This is a genomic window from Hymenobacter negativus (assembly GCF_017571495.1).
Taxonomy (GTDB): domain Bacteria; phylum Bacteroidota; class Bacteroidia; order Cytophagales; family Hymenobacteraceae; genus Hymenobacter; species Hymenobacter negativus.
In genome coordinates this window covers 291,570-307,245 of sequence record NZ_JAGETZ010000003.1, presented here as the reverse complement: position 1 = coordinate 307,245, position 15,676 = coordinate 291,570, and the positions used below count along the sequence as shown (strand labels likewise).

General features: G+C 58.5%; 14 protein-coding genes. 6 read left to right on the top strand and 8 right to left on the bottom strand.

The features are described from left to right. Positions 1 to 151 precede the first annotated feature (151 nt). The 4 genes from J4E00_RS08135 to J4E00_RS08120 all read right to left on the bottom strand — a co-directional run bounded on the left by J4E00_RS08135 (position 152) and on the right by J4E00_RS08120 (position 3,713). Entirely contained in the window at positions 152 to 607 is a 456-nt protein-coding gene (locus J4E00_RS08135) for a YybH family protein (RefSeq protein ID WP_208174642.1), read from the bottom strand. A gap of 117 nt (positions 608 to 724) precedes the next feature. Next, positions 725 to 1,234, bottom strand: coding sequence for a glycine zipper domain-containing protein (locus J4E00_RS08130; protein ID WP_208174641.1), 510 nt, complete (start codon positions 1,232 to 1,234; stop codon positions 725 to 727). 139 nt (positions 1,235 to 1,373) lie between these two features. Then, a complete protein-coding gene (gene thiL / locus J4E00_RS08125) occupies positions 1,374 to 2,402 on the bottom strand; it encodes a thiamine-phosphate kinase (RefSeq protein ID WP_208174640.1) in 1,029 nt (342 codons plus the stop codon). A gap of 144 nt (positions 2,403 to 2,546) precedes the next feature. Continuing rightward, a complete protein-coding gene (locus tag J4E00_RS08120; RefSeq protein WP_208174639.1) occupies positions 2,547 to 3,713 on the bottom strand; it encodes a T9SS type A sorting domain-containing protein in 1,167 nt (388 codons plus the stop codon). 341 nt (positions 3,714 to 4,054) lie between these two features. Here J4E00_RS08120 and J4E00_RS08115 point away from each other — a divergent pair, with 341 nt between their 5' ends. Together J4E00_RS08115 and J4E00_RS08110 are read left to right on the top strand one after the other, a co-directional pair. Beyond that, on the top strand, positions 4,055 to 4,672 hold the full coding sequence (locus tag J4E00_RS08115; protein ID WP_208174638.1) for a hypothetical protein: 618 nt from the start codon (positions 4,055 to 4,057) through the stop codon (positions 4,670 to 4,672). A gap of 110 nt (positions 4,673 to 4,782) precedes the next feature. Continuing rightward, positions 4,783 to 4,938 (top strand): hypothetical protein, encoded by a 156-nt coding sequence (locus J4E00_RS08110; RefSeq protein ID WP_208174637.1) that lies wholly within the window; start codon positions 4,783 to 4,785, stop codon positions 4,936 to 4,938. A 273-nt stretch (positions 4,939 to 5,211) separates the two neighbouring features. On the opposite strand, the gene J4E00_RS08105 is transcribed toward J4E00_RS08110, so the two are convergent. Further along, the gene (locus tag J4E00_RS08105) at positions 5,212 to 6,954 is read right to left on the bottom strand and encodes a M3 family oligoendopeptidase (protein ID WP_236049611.1); all 1,743 of its coding nucleotides are present in this window, start codon (positions 6,952 to 6,954) and stop codon (positions 5,212 to 5,214) included. A 258-nt stretch (positions 6,955 to 7,212) separates the two neighbouring features. Further along, a complete protein-coding gene (locus tag J4E00_RS08100) occupies positions 7,213 to 8,316 on the bottom strand; it encodes a ferredoxin--NADP reductase (protein WP_208174636.1) in 1,104 nt (367 codons plus the stop codon). 244 nt (positions 8,317 to 8,560) lie between these two features. On the opposite strand from J4E00_RS08100, the gene J4E00_RS08095 reads away from it, so the two are divergent. Further along, entirely contained in the window at positions 8,561 to 9,250 is a 690-nt protein-coding gene (locus J4E00_RS08095) for a peptidoglycan DD-metalloendopeptidase family protein (protein WP_208174635.1), read from the top strand. Positions 9,251 to 9,266: 16 nt separating this feature from the next. On the opposite strand, the gene J4E00_RS08090 is transcribed toward J4E00_RS08095, so the two are convergent. Continuing rightward, entirely contained in the window at positions 9,267 to 10,253 is a 987-nt protein-coding gene (locus tag J4E00_RS08090) for a hypothetical protein (RefSeq protein WP_208174634.1), read from the bottom strand. A 19-nt stretch (positions 10,254 to 10,272) separates the two neighbouring features. After that, positions 10,273 to 11,496 carry an ABC transporter permease gene (locus J4E00_RS08085; protein WP_208174633.1) on the bottom strand — a complete coding sequence of 408 codons (1,224 nt, stop codon included), beginning with the start codon at positions 11,494 to 11,496 and terminating at the stop codon, positions 10,273 to 10,275. 109 nt (positions 11,497 to 11,605) lie between these two features. Between J4E00_RS08085 and J4E00_RS08080 the strand changes: the two genes are divergently transcribed. The 3 genes from J4E00_RS08080 to J4E00_RS08070 all read left to right on the top strand — a co-directional run bounded on the left by J4E00_RS08080 (position 11,606) and on the right by J4E00_RS08070 (position 15,637). Further along, positions 11,606 to 12,841, top strand: a complete 1,236-nt coding sequence (locus J4E00_RS08080; protein ID WP_208174632.1) for an exo-beta-N-acetylmuramidase NamZ domain-containing protein — start codon at positions 11,606 to 11,608, stop codon at positions 12,839 to 12,841. Positions 12,842 to 13,150: 309 nt separating this feature from the next. Next, the gene (gene fmt / locus J4E00_RS08075; protein ID WP_208174631.1) at positions 13,151 to 14,113 is read left to right on the top strand and encodes a methionyl-tRNA formyltransferase; all 963 of its coding nucleotides are present in this window, start codon (positions 13,151 to 13,153) and stop codon (positions 14,111 to 14,113) included. A gap of 15 nt (positions 14,114 to 14,128) precedes the next feature. Continuing rightward, positions 14,129 to 15,637, top strand: coding sequence for a hypothetical protein (locus tag J4E00_RS08070; protein WP_208174630.1), 1,509 nt, complete (start codon positions 14,129 to 14,131; stop codon positions 15,635 to 15,637). Positions 15,638 to 15,676 lie beyond the last annotated feature (39 nt).

Below are 15,676 nucleotides of genomic sequence, written 5' to 3'. Positions count from 1 at the left end.
TTAACTTCTATACCAACCAAATAAAGCCCCCGCTGCTGGACCTTCATTGAATAAAGGTCAAGCAGCGGGGGCCGAGAAATCTGTAACGGGCGATTACACTGTTGGTGTATAATCCCTATCAGCACGCGCTCACAGGCGCGTACTGCTGTGCCTAATTCCGGCGCTGCACCGGCAAATCCTCCAGTTGCGCGTAGCTCAGCTTCCAGGTATTGTCGGCCGCTTTTTTCCAGAGAAAAATGTAGTTGCCTTCGCCAAAGCCAGCGGGCTGGCCCGGGCCGGACGGCGCTACATCCACCGAAAATGTGCCGGCTTCGTAGGCGCTGGCGGCATCGGTGCCGGTGCTGGAAACGCTGGTTTTGAGGTTGCTGATGGTGGCAATGGTGGCACTCACCCACTTCTGGCCTACTTCGTCTTTGCCTTTCCAGTGGGCATTGCCCTGCACGAAGGCCACATCGTCGGCCATCATTCCGGTGATTTTACCAGAATCCCGGCTGTTCCAGGCACTGATAAAGTCCTGGTCCAGTTTCTGAACATTAACAGCCTCTTCGGCTTTCGAACAAGCGCTAAGCGCGACGGCCACAACCAAACTGCAAAAAAGGGATTTCATAAATCCAGGGTATTAGTGAACAAAAGGTAGTGGGCATCATCACCCACGGCAACCGGCTGGAAGGACCAAACCCCGAACGCAGGCGCCCGGGGTTTGGAATTTAACACAATTGGCTGCTTACCAGCTTTTGCGGCGGTACTCTTCCGTCGAGTACGGCTTCGAGGCGTCGCCGTAGGCTGGGTTAGGCAGGAAGGCGGCGTTAGCAGTAGCAGGCATCGGAGCGTTGTAATCTGTAGCGGCGCTTGCTGTCAGGGCATTAGCGGGGGCGGCTACGGTCTGGGTTTTGTTTACCACGGTTTCGCGGCTGTTGCTGCGAGCCAAAGCGCGGCGGTATTCCGCTTCACGGGCAGCGGCAGCCCGGTTAGCAGCGGCAATCCGAGCCTTCTCTTTTTTCTTGTTGTCGATGTGCTTGCCGACCCCGTAGCCGATGGCCCCCCCGGCCACGCCACCCACTACACCACCCACAGCCCGGTTGCGCTTGTTAATGATGGCACCAGCTGCAGCCCCGCCCAAGCCGCCAATAACGGCACCTTTAGCTTGCGGGCTCCACTGCGCCTGGGCACTGTGGCTGCTCAGGATGGTGGTGAGTAATACGAGAAGAGCGAGAAAAACAGGAAGCTTTTTCATGACTTAATAGCTGAATAAAGTGGGAATTTCGATGCGGAATAAGCTGCTGGAAACAATTAGCATGCCACTCCCGCCTTGCGTCGCCCGGCATCCTAAACGGTAGCCCCGCCAAAAGGTTGACGGGCAGCCCGGCTCGCTGTTAAAAGCTCGTCCAGCCCTGCGCCTGAAGTGGCACGGCCTGACCAGCTTTTGTCACCAGATTGGCCCCATCGGTTTTGTCAGTGAGGTGGCCGATGATGGTGATATCGGGGTGGTTCTTGATTTTCTCATGGTCCGTAACGGGCACCGTGAACAGCAGCTCATAGTCTTCGCCACCATTAAGCGCGCAGGTAATCGGGTCCAGATTGAATTCGGCCGCAGCCTCCAGCGTGGGGTTGGCCAAGGGCAGGAATTCAGTGAATACACGGGCACCGGTTCCGCTCGCCGCGCACAGGTGCAGCACTTCCGACGCCAGCCCGTCGGAGATATCAATCATGCTGGTGGGCTGCACACCCAACTCCCGCAGCTCGTGCACGATGTCGAGCCGGGCCTCGGGCCGGAGCTGGCGCTGCACGATGTATTCGTAGTTGGCTAGCTCGGGCTGGGTATCGGGGTCGGCGAGGAAGGCTTGCTTCTCGCGCTCCAGCACTTGCAGGCCCAGGAAGGCCGCGCCCAGGTCGCCGCTCACACAAAGCAGGTCGGTGGGCTTGCCACCGCTGCGGCGGGCCAGGGTGCCGGCCGGTGCTTCGCCCAGCACCGTCACGGCCAGCGTGAGGCCACCCCGGCTGGCCGTAGTATCGCCGCCCACTAAGTCAACGTTGTAAGCTTCGCAAGCCAGGCGCATGCCGGCATACAGCTCCTCAATGGCTTCTACCGTGAAGCGTGGACCCGCCGAAATCCCCACTACCAGCTGCGTAGGCAGGGCATTCATGGCCGCAACATCGGATACGTTCACCGCTACCGCCTTGTAGCCCAGGTGCCGGAGCGGGCAAAACGAGAGGTCGAAATGAATGCCTTCAACCAGCAAATCCGTCGTCATCACCTGCTCGGCCCCAACCGTGGGGCGGATGATGGCCGCATCGTCGCCAATGCCCAGCACCGTGCCGGGCTGGCGCGTGCTGATGCCGGCTTGCAGACGGCGGATAAGAGCAAATTCGCCAATGGCGGTGAGGGGCGTGAGGTCGGCCATAATTCAGATGTCAGTTATTCGTTGTCAGTTGTTGGCTAACGGAGGGCATGAGTCAACTGCCACTACTTAGCGGAGCGCAAAAGTACGCCCATAAAAAAAGGAGGGAATTGCTTCCCTCCTTTCCTATTCCTAGCTGCTGGCTGCTTATTGCACCATCAGCGTCTTATAGATTTTGGTCTGGCCGTCGGCGCTGTAAATTTCTACGAAGTACAGGCCGGGCTTCAGGCGCGACACATCCAGCGTCAGTTTTTCCTGACCCTGACCTTTGGCCTGGGCGCTGATGTTCTGGCCGAGGCTGTTGCGCACGTTTACCAAACCAACTTTGGCATCCTTAATCTCAACCGTGGCGGTACCATGGGCGGGGTTAGGGTATACGCTGATGTTGGCGTCGAACTTGCCCAGCGTAGCCGTGATGGTAGTCTGGTAAGCACCGTGAGCACCAATGTAGTCGTTGTGGTTTCCCAACTGGTCGTAGAGCTGTGCACCTACCGAGCCGTTACCGCTGGTACCGGGAGGAAAAGCATAGCTATACACCGACCACTCATCGGCAATGTTATACGCGTTGGCAGCCGTGCTGCGTACGGGAGGTGTGATGTTTGGCACGTTCTGCGGGCCGGGGTTGGTACGGATACCACCCGAGACGGTAGGACGACGGACCAGGCTCTGGTTGGCCGAGGCTACGTACGTGTGCACGACTGGCGCACTGGTGTCATCAATTGGATTGAAACCGCTCCAGTTCCCGCCCGCGCCACCGGCAGCAAGCTGCGGCGCCTCACCGATGCAACCGATAAGGTCGACAATAACGCCTGGGCCCTGGCCGGCTGTGCCACTGGGGTAGCGCACCAGCGCCACAGCGTCATCACCATTGAAATAAGTCACGTTGCCCTTAGTAGCTCCACCACCGTTGATGTAGTTCGGGCCTATCGCATCGTAGGGGAAAGCGCCGAATTGGCTGGCTACCGAACGAATAGAGCTTAGCGAAGCTTCCCCGTTCGCATACACATACACGCCACGAGCGTTCAGAATATTGGCACCTGTGGTGCGCATCAAACGCTCCTCGTCAACCGTCGTCAGGCTGCCGTTGGAGTAGCGGCGTACCGAATAAGGCGTAAGGTTAACAACATCATTCGTTGGGTTGTAGATTTCCAGAGCACGCTCGTTACCGGTCGAGTTCGTAGCACCGCCGTAGTTTACGCCATTCTGGTGGGCTCCTTCGTCGTATTCGGAAAAGAACAACTCGGTGCCCTGCTGGGCCTTGGCAGCTCCCGTCAGCAACAGTGCCGCGGAAAGCAGAAAGTATTGTTTATTCATAAAAATTGGGCGTACAAAATGACTATGCGATAGCAAAGATACGCGGCCGCAGCCGTTTGGTTTATTAAGGAAGAGTTAAGTGGTGGTCCTTTTTACCATTCAATGAACTAGGAGTCAGCTATTGGGAAGAATATTTTCATTTCACAGCTCATCGACAGCTGGATAAATTTATGTTGCCGAATGACGGTCCGAGTGGCCTTTCCATTGTATGGTTTTACAGCCAAGCGCTTTTGGTTGTAAGAAAGTCGGAACCTTACACGTTGGTCGGAAGTCTGGTTTGGGTTGTTTATTGTTTGCAGCTTGGCCCTAGCTTTGTTCACCCTGATTTTTAATTTTGCTTTATGCGCTCCACCATTCTGTTTTCACTTAAGCCCGTTGTCGTAATTATGTTGGCACTGACAGCCTGTGCCGCTTCTTGCAAGCGCGACGGCGCTAAAACTGCCGTCGTCAACCCCGCTTCTGCTGCCGCCGTGAAAGTCCAGCTCGATGTGCTGCGTGATTCTGTTGATATAAAGTGGCGCAACATGATTGCCAGCGACGACCAGAAGATTGGCATTGTGCGCTTGTTGCTACGGGAGCTAAAAGGACAGTCTAGCACCGACCAAACCCAGCTGCCCGGTCTGGAGCGCGCCAGCGCCCGCCTTCCACGCTTGCGCTACAACCAGCAAACCATGGCCAGCTCGCCCCTGATTGATAAATACGACTCGGCTCAGGACTCCCTGCTGCATGCGCTCTATCCCGTAGCCGCGCCCAATGGCAATGCCCCCAGCGCCAGTGCCCGCGATTTTGTAGAAGGCATTCAGCAGCTCGATGCGGGTGTGGTGGCTTTTCGGGTGCAATACGACCGCGCGGTCAAGCAATACAACGAATATTTAAAACTGCATCAGCCCGAATTGCAGACGCTCGGTGGGAAATATGCCGAGCAGAAGCCATTGCCCCTGTTTGAGCTGCAGAATTGAGCTGCGTGGTGTTTAACTGGGGGTATTGATAAGGTACGGAGTTAGCTGCTTTCTGCGTACATTTCAGGTGTCTTCAATCATCCAGCCACCTCGCAACCAAGCATATGCCCATGACCACTACATTTTCCCGGCTGCTCCTGTCGGCCCTGCTGCTCACCGGTCTTACTTTGGCCTCCTGCCAGTGCCGCAAAGACCACGACCCTAAACCCAAAGGTCAGTGTGGTGCACCAACCAGCAGCAGCACCAAGCCAGGAGGCAATTCCTGAAATATTTTCTGAGAAGCGGCTGGCATTATTGCTGGCCGCTTTTTTATTCTGCCCGGTCTTGGTCAGCTATAAATATTCAGTAGCAAGTAGTAAGACCACTGATTGTCATTCAAAAATCTACTGCCTGACGACTTAATCCTTAATAGATGACTGCCTACATCAGGAAATTGCGGGAGCAGCCTCACCAGCAAACATGGCGGCAGAATGACTTCAAAATAAAAAAGGGGGTTGGCACTAATGCTAACCCCCTTTTTGAGGAATTAGGTGCTCAAGTTAGAGCGCAGCCATTTCCTCACGCACGAAGTCGGCCAGGGTGCGTAAGTACTCCGTGCTAAAGTCGAAGCGAATGCCAGCGGCGGCGTAAATCTGGCCAATGGGCGCAGTATAACCCAGTGACAGGGCACGCTTATATGCAGCTAAGCCTTCGGTAGGGTTTTGACGGAAATTGCGCCACACCGCAATGGCACCGAGTTGGGCCATGGCATATTCTATGTAATAAAACGGCACTTCATAGAGGTGCAGTTGCTTCTGCCAAGTGTAGGGCTTGTAGGCTTCCAGACCAGTCCAGTCTACAGTACGTTGGTTGAACTCGTCGAAAATCTCTACCCAGCGGGTGTGGCGCTCAGCTTCGGTGTGCGTAGGATGCTCGTATACCCAGTGCTGAAACTTATCGATGGTAGCTACCCACGGGAAGGTTTCGAGCACGCTTTCGAGGTGGGTTTTCTTGGCCCGGCGCAGGTCGTCGGCATCGGGAAAGAAGACGTGCCACTGGTCCATGCTCATCAGCTCCATGCTCATCGAGGCCAGCTCGGCAACCTCGGATGGCGGGTGCTTGTCGGCACCCAGCGGTAGGCCGCGCGTGAGGAAGCTGTGCACGGCGTGGCCGCCTTCGTGCAGCATGGTCACCACGTCGCGCAGGGAGCTGGTGGCATTCATGAAGATGAACGGCACGCCGGTTTCGTCCAGCGGATAGTTGTAACCGCCGGGGGCTTTGCCTTTGCGGCTTTCCAGGTCGAGGTGGCCCATCTGGCGCATGGTACGCAGGCAGTCGCCAAGGTAGGAATCGAGGTTTTGGAAGACGGTAATGGTCTTGTCGAGCAACTCCTCACCGGTGCCGAAGGGGCGCAACGGCGGCTGACCGCTGGGGTCTACGTCGAGGTCCCAGGGGCGCAGGGCCGGCAGGTTCAGGTCCTGACGGCGCTCCAAGTCGAAGTCATCAATCAGGGGTACTACCGTTTCGCGGATGGCCGCGTGGAAATTGAAGCAGTCCTGCGGGGTATAGTCGAACCGGCCCAAGGCGGCAAACATGTAGTCCCGGAAATTCTCAAACCCGGCGTTCAGCGCAACCTGATGACGCAGGCCAATAAGCTCGGTAAATAGCTGGTCGAGCGGCTTGGCATCCTGCAGGCGCCGGGCCTGGATGGCGCGGTAGGCGGCTTCGCGCACGGCGCGGTCGGGGTTTTTGAGACGGTCGGCGGCTTGGGGCAGGGTTAACTCCTGGCCGTCGATGGTTACATTCATAGCGCCCACTGTAGCAGCGTACTGCTGCTGCTTGGTGCTGATATCGGTCTTGAGCGGAATGTTCTCGGCCCGGTAGATTTCCGATGCCCGCCGCACCGAACGCAGGAATACGCCATAACGGCGCTCATCAAGCCCAGAAAGGTACTGGGAGGCCAGCATCTTCTCGTTGAGGGCGTGGTCGTAAGGAGCCACCTGGGGCTCTACTTCATTCACGAAATACTGGAATGCTTCCGACCGGGCGGGGTCCTGCGTATCGCAGGTCATGTGGATGTAGCGCCAGGCCAAGTCCTCGCTCAACACCGACTCCAACTCGGAGCGGTCGAGGAGCCAGCGCTCCAACTCAGTGGCGGAACTCAACGGACGGATTTCCAGTTCCTGAAAAAAGGGCTCAATGGCCGCCCAATCAGTCACCAAAAAATCCTCGGGCAAATAATGGCGCGGCGGACGGCTGGTATCGGTAGCCGACTCAGCGGTAGGTTCAGCAATTTGCATCATTGTACAAGTATAGTCGAAAGTAAGCGGAGCAGTCAATAAACCCTGCTTTTACCCTACGCAACAAACAATCGACGGGACTGAAAATAGTTGCAGATGGTGCGTATCTATTATTTGAGTGCCCATTGTCATCCTATGCTTAATGAGGTACCTTACCACTACTGCACCAATTGCATTGCTGCAACTGACGCGGTACTTCGCAGTGCTTGAATGACAGCGGCACTCAAAATGACCGCAGATATCCAATCAATATAAAGACTCCTAGCCTATTTCAATCACGACGTCGTCCGTCATGGGATGGGCCACACAGGTGAGAATGTAGCCCTGCTTCAGTTCTGAATCGGACAAGCCTTCGCGCTCATCAAGATGCACTTTGCCACTGAGGCACTTGCCGCGGCAAGCAGTGCAAAGACCGGCCTGGCAGGAATATGGCAAGTCAATATCCTGGTCGAGCGCGGTTTCGAGAATGCTTTCGTTGGCAGGCACCTCAATAATATATTCGCTGCCTTCGTACTGAATGGTGACGGTGCGGGTGTCTTTCACGTTGTCGGATGGGTTGGTCGATACATCGCCGTGGCCGCTGGGCTGGGCGGCACTCAACTCGGCATTATCGGATGTGGCTACGAAGCTTTCGCGGCGCACGCGGGCTTCGGGCACGCCCAGCAGTTCGAGGGCGGCTCGGGCTTCGGTCATCAAGCCTTCGGGACCGCACATGAAGTATTCGGCCTGCTCGGCCGGAAACTGGTGGCGCTGCTCCAGAATGCGCAGCAGCATGGTACGGTTCACGCGGCCGGTGTGGCGGTGTGCGCCGCCAGGGCGCAGCGGCTGGCTGTATACGTGCTCCACCTGCAGGTGGCCGTTGGAACGGGCTTCGAGGTCGTCGAGCTGTTTCTGGAAGATAACAGAGTCCTCGTTGCGGTTACCATAAATCAGCAGCACATGGCTCTGGGGCTCGGTGCTGAGTACCGCTTTGAGCATCGACATGAGCGGCGTGATGCCCGAACCGGCCCCAATGAGCACCAGCGAGCGAGCCGCTTTGGGGCTGGGGCTGAGGGTGAAATTGCCCAACGGCTCCATTACGTCCATTTGCTGGCCCACTTTTACGGTATCAAGCAGGTAGTTACTCACCAGGCCGCCGGGCACGCGTTTCACGGTCACGGACAGGCGCGGGGCTTCCTGCGGAATGCTGCTGAGCGAGTAGGCGCGGCGCTCCTTCTTACCATTGGGACCGCAGGGAATGATGAGCGTGAGGAACTGGCCGGGGCGGCTGGCAATGGGTGCCCGGTCGGGCCGCTCCAAGTGAATGGTCACGGAATCATCGGTTTCCTGGGTCAGCTCAACTACGGTAAGGGTATGGTAACTCATGCTTTGGGTAAGAGGAAATGGGGTATTGGGAGCTTACGGATTTACGGCAAACGGCAGGCTCGCGAACAGGCGAATGACAAAAAGTTGAACCAGCAGCCCCGTTGACGGCGCCGTTACATCGGCTGCAAAGGTAACTTGCCGCCGCGGCTGCCTGGGTCGCGCTGGTCACACATTCTCGTGTGGTGCCAACATCTTTCCCCGGGATGTGTTCGCTCCGACAGGTTTCATTTTTTGTCCATCTGCTTTGCCTCTCTCCTTCCTCCTGCAAAAACATCAGGCCGAATTTGGCCCGGTGCTGCCCGTTGACCTCAACGGTCCGGACGTCGCGCGCCTCGATTTCTCCGCTGCCAATGCCCTCGTCGCCACGGCCGACCTGCGCGGCACCGCTGCCTTTGAAGTCCTCGTTGCGCAGTTGCTGGTAGCGCAACGGGCCACCATTGGCATTGGGGGGTACCTCGAAGACCGGGTTATTTACCGCCGAAGCGCTCATTTTGGCCCTGGCGTGGTGGAGGAAGCGCGCTCCTTGCACTTGGGCGTGGATGTGTGGCTGGCCGCTGGTACACCCGTACTTGCTCCACTGGCCGCCACGATTCACAGCCTGGCCGACAATGACAACTTTGGCGACTACGGCCCCACCGTCATTCTCGAGCACGAGTTGGATGGCACCACATTCTACAGCCTCTATGGCCACCTCAGCCGCCAGGAATGGCGCAGCCTGCGCGTGGGCCAGGTGCTGACGCGAGGCGAAGCTTTCGCCACTGTCGGGCCGTTCCCGGAAAACGGCGACTGGCCGCCGCACCTGCACTTCCAGCTTATTGCCGACATGCAGGGCCGCGTGGGCGACTTCCCAGGCGTAGCCCGGCCCAGCGAGCGGGAACAATGGGCGGCCCTGTGTCCCAACCCCAACCTGGTGCTGCAAAGCCGGTTGATATAGGTCAACTTGCGTTGTGCTACTCCACGGAAAGCACCACTAGCTGGTCGCCGTTTTTTACTGCTATGCGTTTGGTCTGCGAATTGAAGGCGATGGCTGGTACTTCGCTCAGGTGGTGAATGATGGAAGAGCATTGCTGACTGGTGTCGAGCGACTCCAGCTTATCCATCACTTCGCCGGTTTTGAGGTTGATTATTTTGGGATACCCGTATAGGTCCCAGGCTCGCTCCGCATCAATGGGAAATACGTTTCCAGCTATGCCCGGGATGGCGATGGCGCTGGAAAACACTTTGGTTGACACGTCCCAAGTGGCTAAGTGCCCCGGTGGCAATGTTTCTTCTTCGTCTTCATCACGCATCGACTCCTCAGTAGAAGCAACTAGCAAAATGGTGCTTTCGGTGATGAAACATGCCGAGCTGACTTCACTCCCTACATCGGGCCGCATTTCTTCGCAGGTATCCAGTAGTTGAGGATTACGCAGACACGCTCTATTGTCGAACACCTGCACTCCATCCCACGGGTGCCAGTACCAGCCCTTGCTCATCAGGAATGTTCCTTCGGGACTGATTTCCAGCCGGGAGTGGAAAAAGTCGCTGGGGCTGCGGGCCGGGGTGTTGGTGACTATCTCGCCAGATTCTACCTCTTCAAAATCGAGCTGGCAATATTGTACGGGACAATGCACCAAGTAAGTGATGCCATCGATGGTGACAAAAGCAGCTGGGTACTCGTATACCTGCGCTTGGTAATCAGAGCGGTTGATTTCCCGCAGAACCTCTCCGTTTTTTAGCAGCAAGCCTTTGGTACCGAGCACTTGGTACAGGAAGACGTACTGCCCGTCGGCCGAGGTTAGGGCACGGTTGTAATCGGCGGTGAAGTCCTGGTGCCCGAGCTGCCCCCGCGCCCCATCCAAGCCATAAAATTGTCCGGCGCAGGCCCAGTCCACAATAGCATCGCCCCGCCAGGCAATGGTTTGCAGGCCGACGGCTTCTATGGTCTGGTGGCGCATTAGCAGATGCGGAGGATGGTCAGTCGAACTTAATGGCCACTACTGGCTTAATCCGGGAAATTAAGTACGTGGGAATGAGCACAGCCAGCAGCGAGGCGGCGAAGGTGGCCACGTTCAGGATGAGCAGCATGCGCGGGTCCCAGGAGATGGGCACGCGGTCCATGTAGTAGTTTTCGGGGTCGAGCGGGATGACGTGGAAGTAGTACTGGATGGCACAGAAGCCCACGGCTATCACGTTGCCGATAAGCATGCCCCGTAGCGTGAGCGACAGGCCCCGAAAAAAGAACATCCGCCGAATCTGCGTATCCGTCGCGCCCAATGCTTTGAGGATGCCAATCATGTTGGTGCGCTCCAGAATCATGATGAAGATGGTGGCCACCATATTGAAGGTGGCCACGAAAATTATCAGGAGCAGAAAGATGATGACGTTGCGGTTCAACAGTTGGAGCCAGTCAAAAAGCTGGGCGTACTGGTCCGTGATTTTGTCGATTTTGAGGTCGTAGGGCAGCTGCTCGATGAACTTGTCGTAGGTGTGGTCCAGGGCATTGAAGTTTTTCAGCACCACTTCCATACCGCCCACCAGCGAGTCGGGCCAGGCGGGCGAGTTTAGCTCCCGAATCTGGCGAATGTCGCCCAGCACGTACACTTCATCAAACTCATCGAGGCCCGTGGAATAGATGCCGCTGACGCGAAACTGCCGGATGCGCGGCGGGTTTTGGATGAAGTAGAATAGCGCCTTATCGCCCACCGAGAGGCGCAGCTTATCGGCCACTTTGCGCGAGAGCAGCACGTCTTCGCTGGCTGCCGAGTCCGGGAAGCTGAGAAACTTACCGGCCACTAGGTTCTGGCGCATGGGCGAGCGGCCGTCGGTTTCGGCAATGCCCTTGAGCACCACGCCCAACACTTCATCGGTGGTTTTGATGATGGCCGTTTTCACGGCGTAGGGCTGGGTCGACTTTACTTCGGCAAACTGGTGCAGCTCATCGACCAGCCGCGGGCCGGCAATAGGAGCTACTTCCAGGGAGTTGTTGGTATCGTAGCGCGAGATTTGCAGGTGGGCACCAAATGAGAAAATCTTGTTCTGAATCTCGTTGCGAAACCCTTGCAGGATGGCAAACGACACCACCATCACCGCCAGGCCCATGGCGATGCTGATAATGGCTATTTTTGTGACAGACGAGGTGAAGGAGCCGGAGTCGGCTCCCCCGTCAATCTTGTGCGAAATGTAGCGGGCGACGTTCATTGTTCAGCCGTAAAGCTACGTTTTGAACGCTGACCGGCCACGCCGCCGCACTACATATCCCGTGCGGGCTGTAATCGGCCGGTAGTTATTTTTCTTTTTTACCATTGCTATGCTTGGCATTTCGGCTAAAATCACGTTTTCGATGCTGCTGGCCCTGCCGGCCTGCGGCACTTCCCACCCTCCGGCACAGGCTCCGGCTGTGTCCCATACGTCGGAGACCCGGCCCCGCGTTGCGCCTGCCGCCGTAGTGGTAGGCGCCGAGCGACTTAGCGAGTACCTGCCCCTGCTCAAAGGGCAACGGGTGGGCCTGGTCATCAACCAGACCTCGCAGGTGGCCAGCAGCTACCTCGTGGATACCCTGCGGGCCCAGGGCGTGAATGTTACGGCCATCTTTGCGCCGGAGCATGGCTTCCGGGGCGAGGCGGCCGATGGCGCGACCATTAAGGATGGGCGCGATGCGCGGAGCGGCGTGCCCGTGCGCTCGGTGTACGGCAAAACCAAGAAGCCCACGCCCGAAATGCTGGCCGATGTAGATGTGCTGGTGTTCGATATTCAGGACGTGGGCGCGCGGTTCTACACCTTCATCAGCACGTTGCACTACGTGATGGAAGCAGCGGCTGAGCAGGGCAAAAAGGTTATCGTGCTCGACCGGCCCAACCCCAATGGCGACCTGGTGGACGGCCCCATGCTGGAGCCCGCGCACAAATCCTTCGTCGGCCTCGACCCGCTGCCCATTGCCCACGGCCTCACGGTAGGCGAGCTGGCGAATATGATAAACGGCGAGAAATGGCTGGCCGGTGGCAAAACCTGTCCGCTCACGGTCATCCCGCTGGCCAAGGGCTACACCCACGCCACGGCCTACCACCTGCCCGTGCGCCCCTCCCCCAACCTCCCCACCGACCACGCTATCCGGCTCTATCCCAGTATCTGCTTGTTCGAAGGTACCAATGTGAGCATCGGACGCGGCACCACTACGCCGTTCGAAATTATTGGCAGCCCGAGTCAGCCCAGCACGCGGCCTTACTCGTTCACGCCCGCCCCCAACGCCGGCTCGCCCACTCCGCCCATGAATGGCCAGCGCTGCTACGGCCTCAACCTGGCCACTGCCCCCAGCCGCTCCGCCGACGGCGGCCTTGTGCTAAGCTACCTGCTCGATTTCTACCAGCAGAGTACCGACAAGGCCCATTTCTTCGGAAAGTATTTCGAAGAACTATCCGGCACTAATGCCCTGCGCCAGCAAGTCATCGCCGGTAAGTCAGAGGCCGAAATTCGGGCTTCCTGGCAGCCGGGCCTGGCGAAGTTCAAGGCCTTGCGGAAGAAATATCTGCTGTATCCGGAGCGGTAGGTAGCATCGGAAAGCCCGTCATGCAGCGCGCAGCGAAGCCCGAGGGATTGAAAAGCCCCCGGACCTTGAAAACCCGTTTTCGAACTTCGGTAAAACTCCCTCCACCCTGAAATCCTCTTTTCGAGGCCGGGGGAAAGTCCCCGGACCTTGGAATCGCAATTCCGAGATTTAGGGACTTTTCCTCTAGGGCAGAATGGGAATTCCAAGGCTGGGGGAGTTTCCTCCGAGCCTGGAATCGCGATTCTAAGGTCCGGGGACTTTTTAGCCGAAACATCACCCGCTTCCGCCCTTCGGCGTTTTCTTTGCTCCATGAATACTCCCCTGCGCCTCATTTTCATGGGCACTCCCGACTTTGCCGTATCCACGCTGGAAAGCCTGCTGGCCTGGACGGGCGGGCAAGTGGTGGCCGTTGTCACGGCGCCCGACCGGCCGGCGGGGCGCGGGCGACAGCTCCAAGCCTCGGCGGTGAAAGTGGCCGCCGAAGCCCACGGCCTGCCCGTGCTGCAACCCACCAACCTAAAATCGCCTGATTTTCAGAGTGAGCTAAAATCCTACGCCGCCGATTTGCAAGTGGTGGTGGCTTTTCGCATGCTGCCCGAGGCCGTGTGGAACATGCCCCGGCTGGGCTCCATCAACATCCACGCCTCGCTGTTGCCTCAGTACCGGGGCGCGGCCCCCATCAACTGGGCCCTGATGCACGGCGACCTAGAAACCGGCGTAACCTCCTTCTTCCTGCGCCACGAAATCGACACCGGCGACCTTATTTTTCAGGACCGGGTGGCCATTGCGCCCGAGGATGATTTCGGCTCACTTTATAATAAGCTCAAGGAAGTAGGCGCCGCCCTGGCGCGCCGCTCGGTGGAGGCCATCGCGGCGGGCACGGCGCCCAGCATTCCGCAAGTGCAGCGCGACGACCTGCGGCCCGCTCCCAAGCTTCAGAAGGAAACCGGTCGCCTCGATTTCACCCGTCCCGCGGCCGACCTCGTGAACTGGGTGCGTGGCCTCTCCCCCATCCCCACCGCCTTCACCACCCTGCCCGGCGGCCGCATCATCAAGGTTTTCCGCGCCCAAGCCCTGCCCTATTACACCGAAGGCACCCCGATTGCAAACCCGGGGGAATGGCATTCGGACGGCAAAAAATTTCTGCGCGTAGCCACCGCTGCCGGGTGGCTGGATTTGCTCGACGTGCAGCTCGAGGGCAAAAAGCGCATGTCTATAGAGGAATTGCTGCGGGGCGCGGGCCGCGACTTGCAAACGGTGGAGCGCCCATAGCCCAGCTTCTTTTCCATGTCGATTCCCACCCCGTCTGCTCGGCCCACGGCCCGCCCGTGGCTGCTAAAGCGGTGGGTGGTGCGGCAACGTGGCTCGCTTATCGGGCTGGCTCTGGCGTTGGCCTTGCTTCCTTTTTTCGCGCTGTCATTTTATAATGCGCCTTTCTGGGATGATTTCGGCATGGCGCTGATGGTGCGCCAGCAGGGCTTCTGGCAGGCCCAGAAAGCATTTTACCTGAATTGGGGCGGGCGCTATGCCACGTGCTTCATCCAGACATTGGGCAACCCGCTCAGCTATGGCTGGCTGGGCGGCACGCACTTCGTGCCCCTACTGATACTGAGCGGCACCCTCGCGGTGCTCTACTTCAGCCTGCGCGAGCTGAGCGGCCGACGGCTGTCGCATGGGGCCGCCGGACGCGGGGCCGCGCTGCTGCTGCTGCTTTGCCTCGCCTGGATGCCGACCATCTATCCCTTATTCTACTGGTTTTGCGCCAGCACCGGCTACCAGTTGGGCATCATTCTCATGCTCCTGATTCCGGTGGCCGGGTTGCGGGCCTTGCGAACTTCGGGTTGGAAGAGTTGGAGCTGGTATGGCCTGGCGCAACTGAGCGCCGTGGTTGTGGTGGGGCTGAATGAAATTGCGCTGCTGCTGCTGGGGTGGATGCTATTGGTGCTACTGGCCAGCACCTGGCGCAGTGGCCTGCGCCGGGCCGCTACCTGCTGGGGTGGCTTGCTGGTCACGGCCGTGGTGGCGGGCACCGTGGCCGTGCTGGCTCCCGGCAACTGGGTCCGGATGTACGGCACTACCGGCAAGGCCACGGCCGTATCGGTGCACCTGGGCACGGTACTGCGCTACGGCGGCGAGAATATTGTGGCGTTTCTGACCAAGCCTACGCACGTTGTGGCGCTGCTATCGTTGCCCGTGCTGCTGGGGCCGCTGTTGGTGCGCGTGCGCCATTGGCGGCCGGCGGGTTTTCGACTGCCGCTGCCAGCCGGGATGGCGGTACTGCTGATGGGCGTGGGCCTTAGCTTCCTGTTTCACGCCTTCATCACGCCCAACCCACCGCCGGGCCGCACCAGCAGCTTTATCTGGCTGTGGCTGTTTTTGGGATGGGCCGCGGTGCTGTGGGCAGCCGTTCCCACCCAGGTTCCGGCCGCCGTGCGACGCGCTTTGCGTTATAGCCAGCAACTCGCCACTGGCCTGACGCTACTCCTGCTGGCCGCCGGCGTGGAGCGCAATGCCTGGACCGAATGGCTACGCAATGCCCCTACCTGGCGCGCTCAGAACGAGGCGCGGTTTGCCCAAATGCAGGCCGCCGCCCGGCGTGGGCAGCGCGTGCTGGTCGTCGCGCCGTTCTCCGGCATCGTGCCGCGTCACGTATCCATTTTGGGCGAAAACCTGTTCCATCATCCCAACAACAGCTTCCAGCATCACAACAACGATGTCACTGCCCACTGGTTTGGCCTCGACTCCGTTGATATTTCGGGGCATTCCGCACAGGGCCGGGTGGGCGAAGGCCTGTAGTGTAGTCACATATTCAAGTCATTTTTCCTATACCTCTAA

Excerpts from the sequence above, each read along its gene's own strand:
- J4E00_RS08135 (WP_208174642.1), bottom strand. The coding sequence starts at position 607 with ATGAAATCCCTTTTTTGCAGTTTGGTTGTGGCCGTCGCGCTTAGCGCT.
- J4E00_RS08130 (WP_208174641.1), bottom strand. The coding sequence starts at position 1,234 with ATGAAAAAGCTTCCTGTTTTTCTCGCTCTTCTCGTATTACTCACCACC.
- thiL (WP_208174640.1), bottom strand. The coding sequence starts at position 2,402 with ATGGCCGACCTCACGCCCCTCACCGCCATTGGCGAATTTGCTCTTATC.
- J4E00_RS08120 (WP_208174639.1), bottom strand. The coding sequence starts at position 3,713 with ATGAATAAACAATACTTTCTGCTTTCCGCGGCACTGTTGCTGACGGGA.
- J4E00_RS08115 (WP_208174638.1), top strand. The coding sequence starts at position 4,055 with ATGCGCTCCACCATTCTGTTTTCACTTAAGCCCGTTGTCGTAATTATG.
- J4E00_RS08110 (WP_208174637.1), top strand. The coding sequence starts at position 4,783 with ATGACCACTACATTTTCCCGGCTGCTCCTGTCGGCCCTGCTGCTCACC.
- J4E00_RS08105 (WP_236049611.1), bottom strand. The coding sequence starts at position 6,954 with ATGATGCAAATTGCTGAACCTACCGCTGAGTCGGCTACCGATACCAGC.
- J4E00_RS08100 (WP_208174636.1), bottom strand. The coding sequence starts at position 8,316 with ATGAGTTACCATACCCTTACCGTAGTTGAGCTGACCCAGGAAACCGAT.
- J4E00_RS08090 (WP_208174634.1), bottom strand. The coding sequence starts at position 10,253 with ATGCGCCACCAGACCATAGAAGCCGTCGGCCTGCAAACCATTGCCTGG.
- J4E00_RS08085 (WP_208174633.1), bottom strand. The coding sequence starts at position 11,496 with ATGAACGTCGCCCGCTACATTTCGCACAAGATTGACGGGGGAGCCGAC.
- J4E00_RS08080 (WP_208174632.1), top strand. The coding sequence starts at position 11,606 with ATGCTTGGCATTTCGGCTAAAATCACGTTTTCGATGCTGCTGGCCCTG.
- fmt (WP_208174631.1), top strand. The coding sequence starts at position 13,151 with ATGAATACTCCCCTGCGCCTCATTTTCATGGGCACTCCCGACTTTGCC.
- J4E00_RS08070 (WP_208174630.1), top strand. The coding sequence starts at position 14,129 with ATGTCGATTCCCACCCCGTCTGCTCGGCCCACGGCCCGCCCGTGGCTG.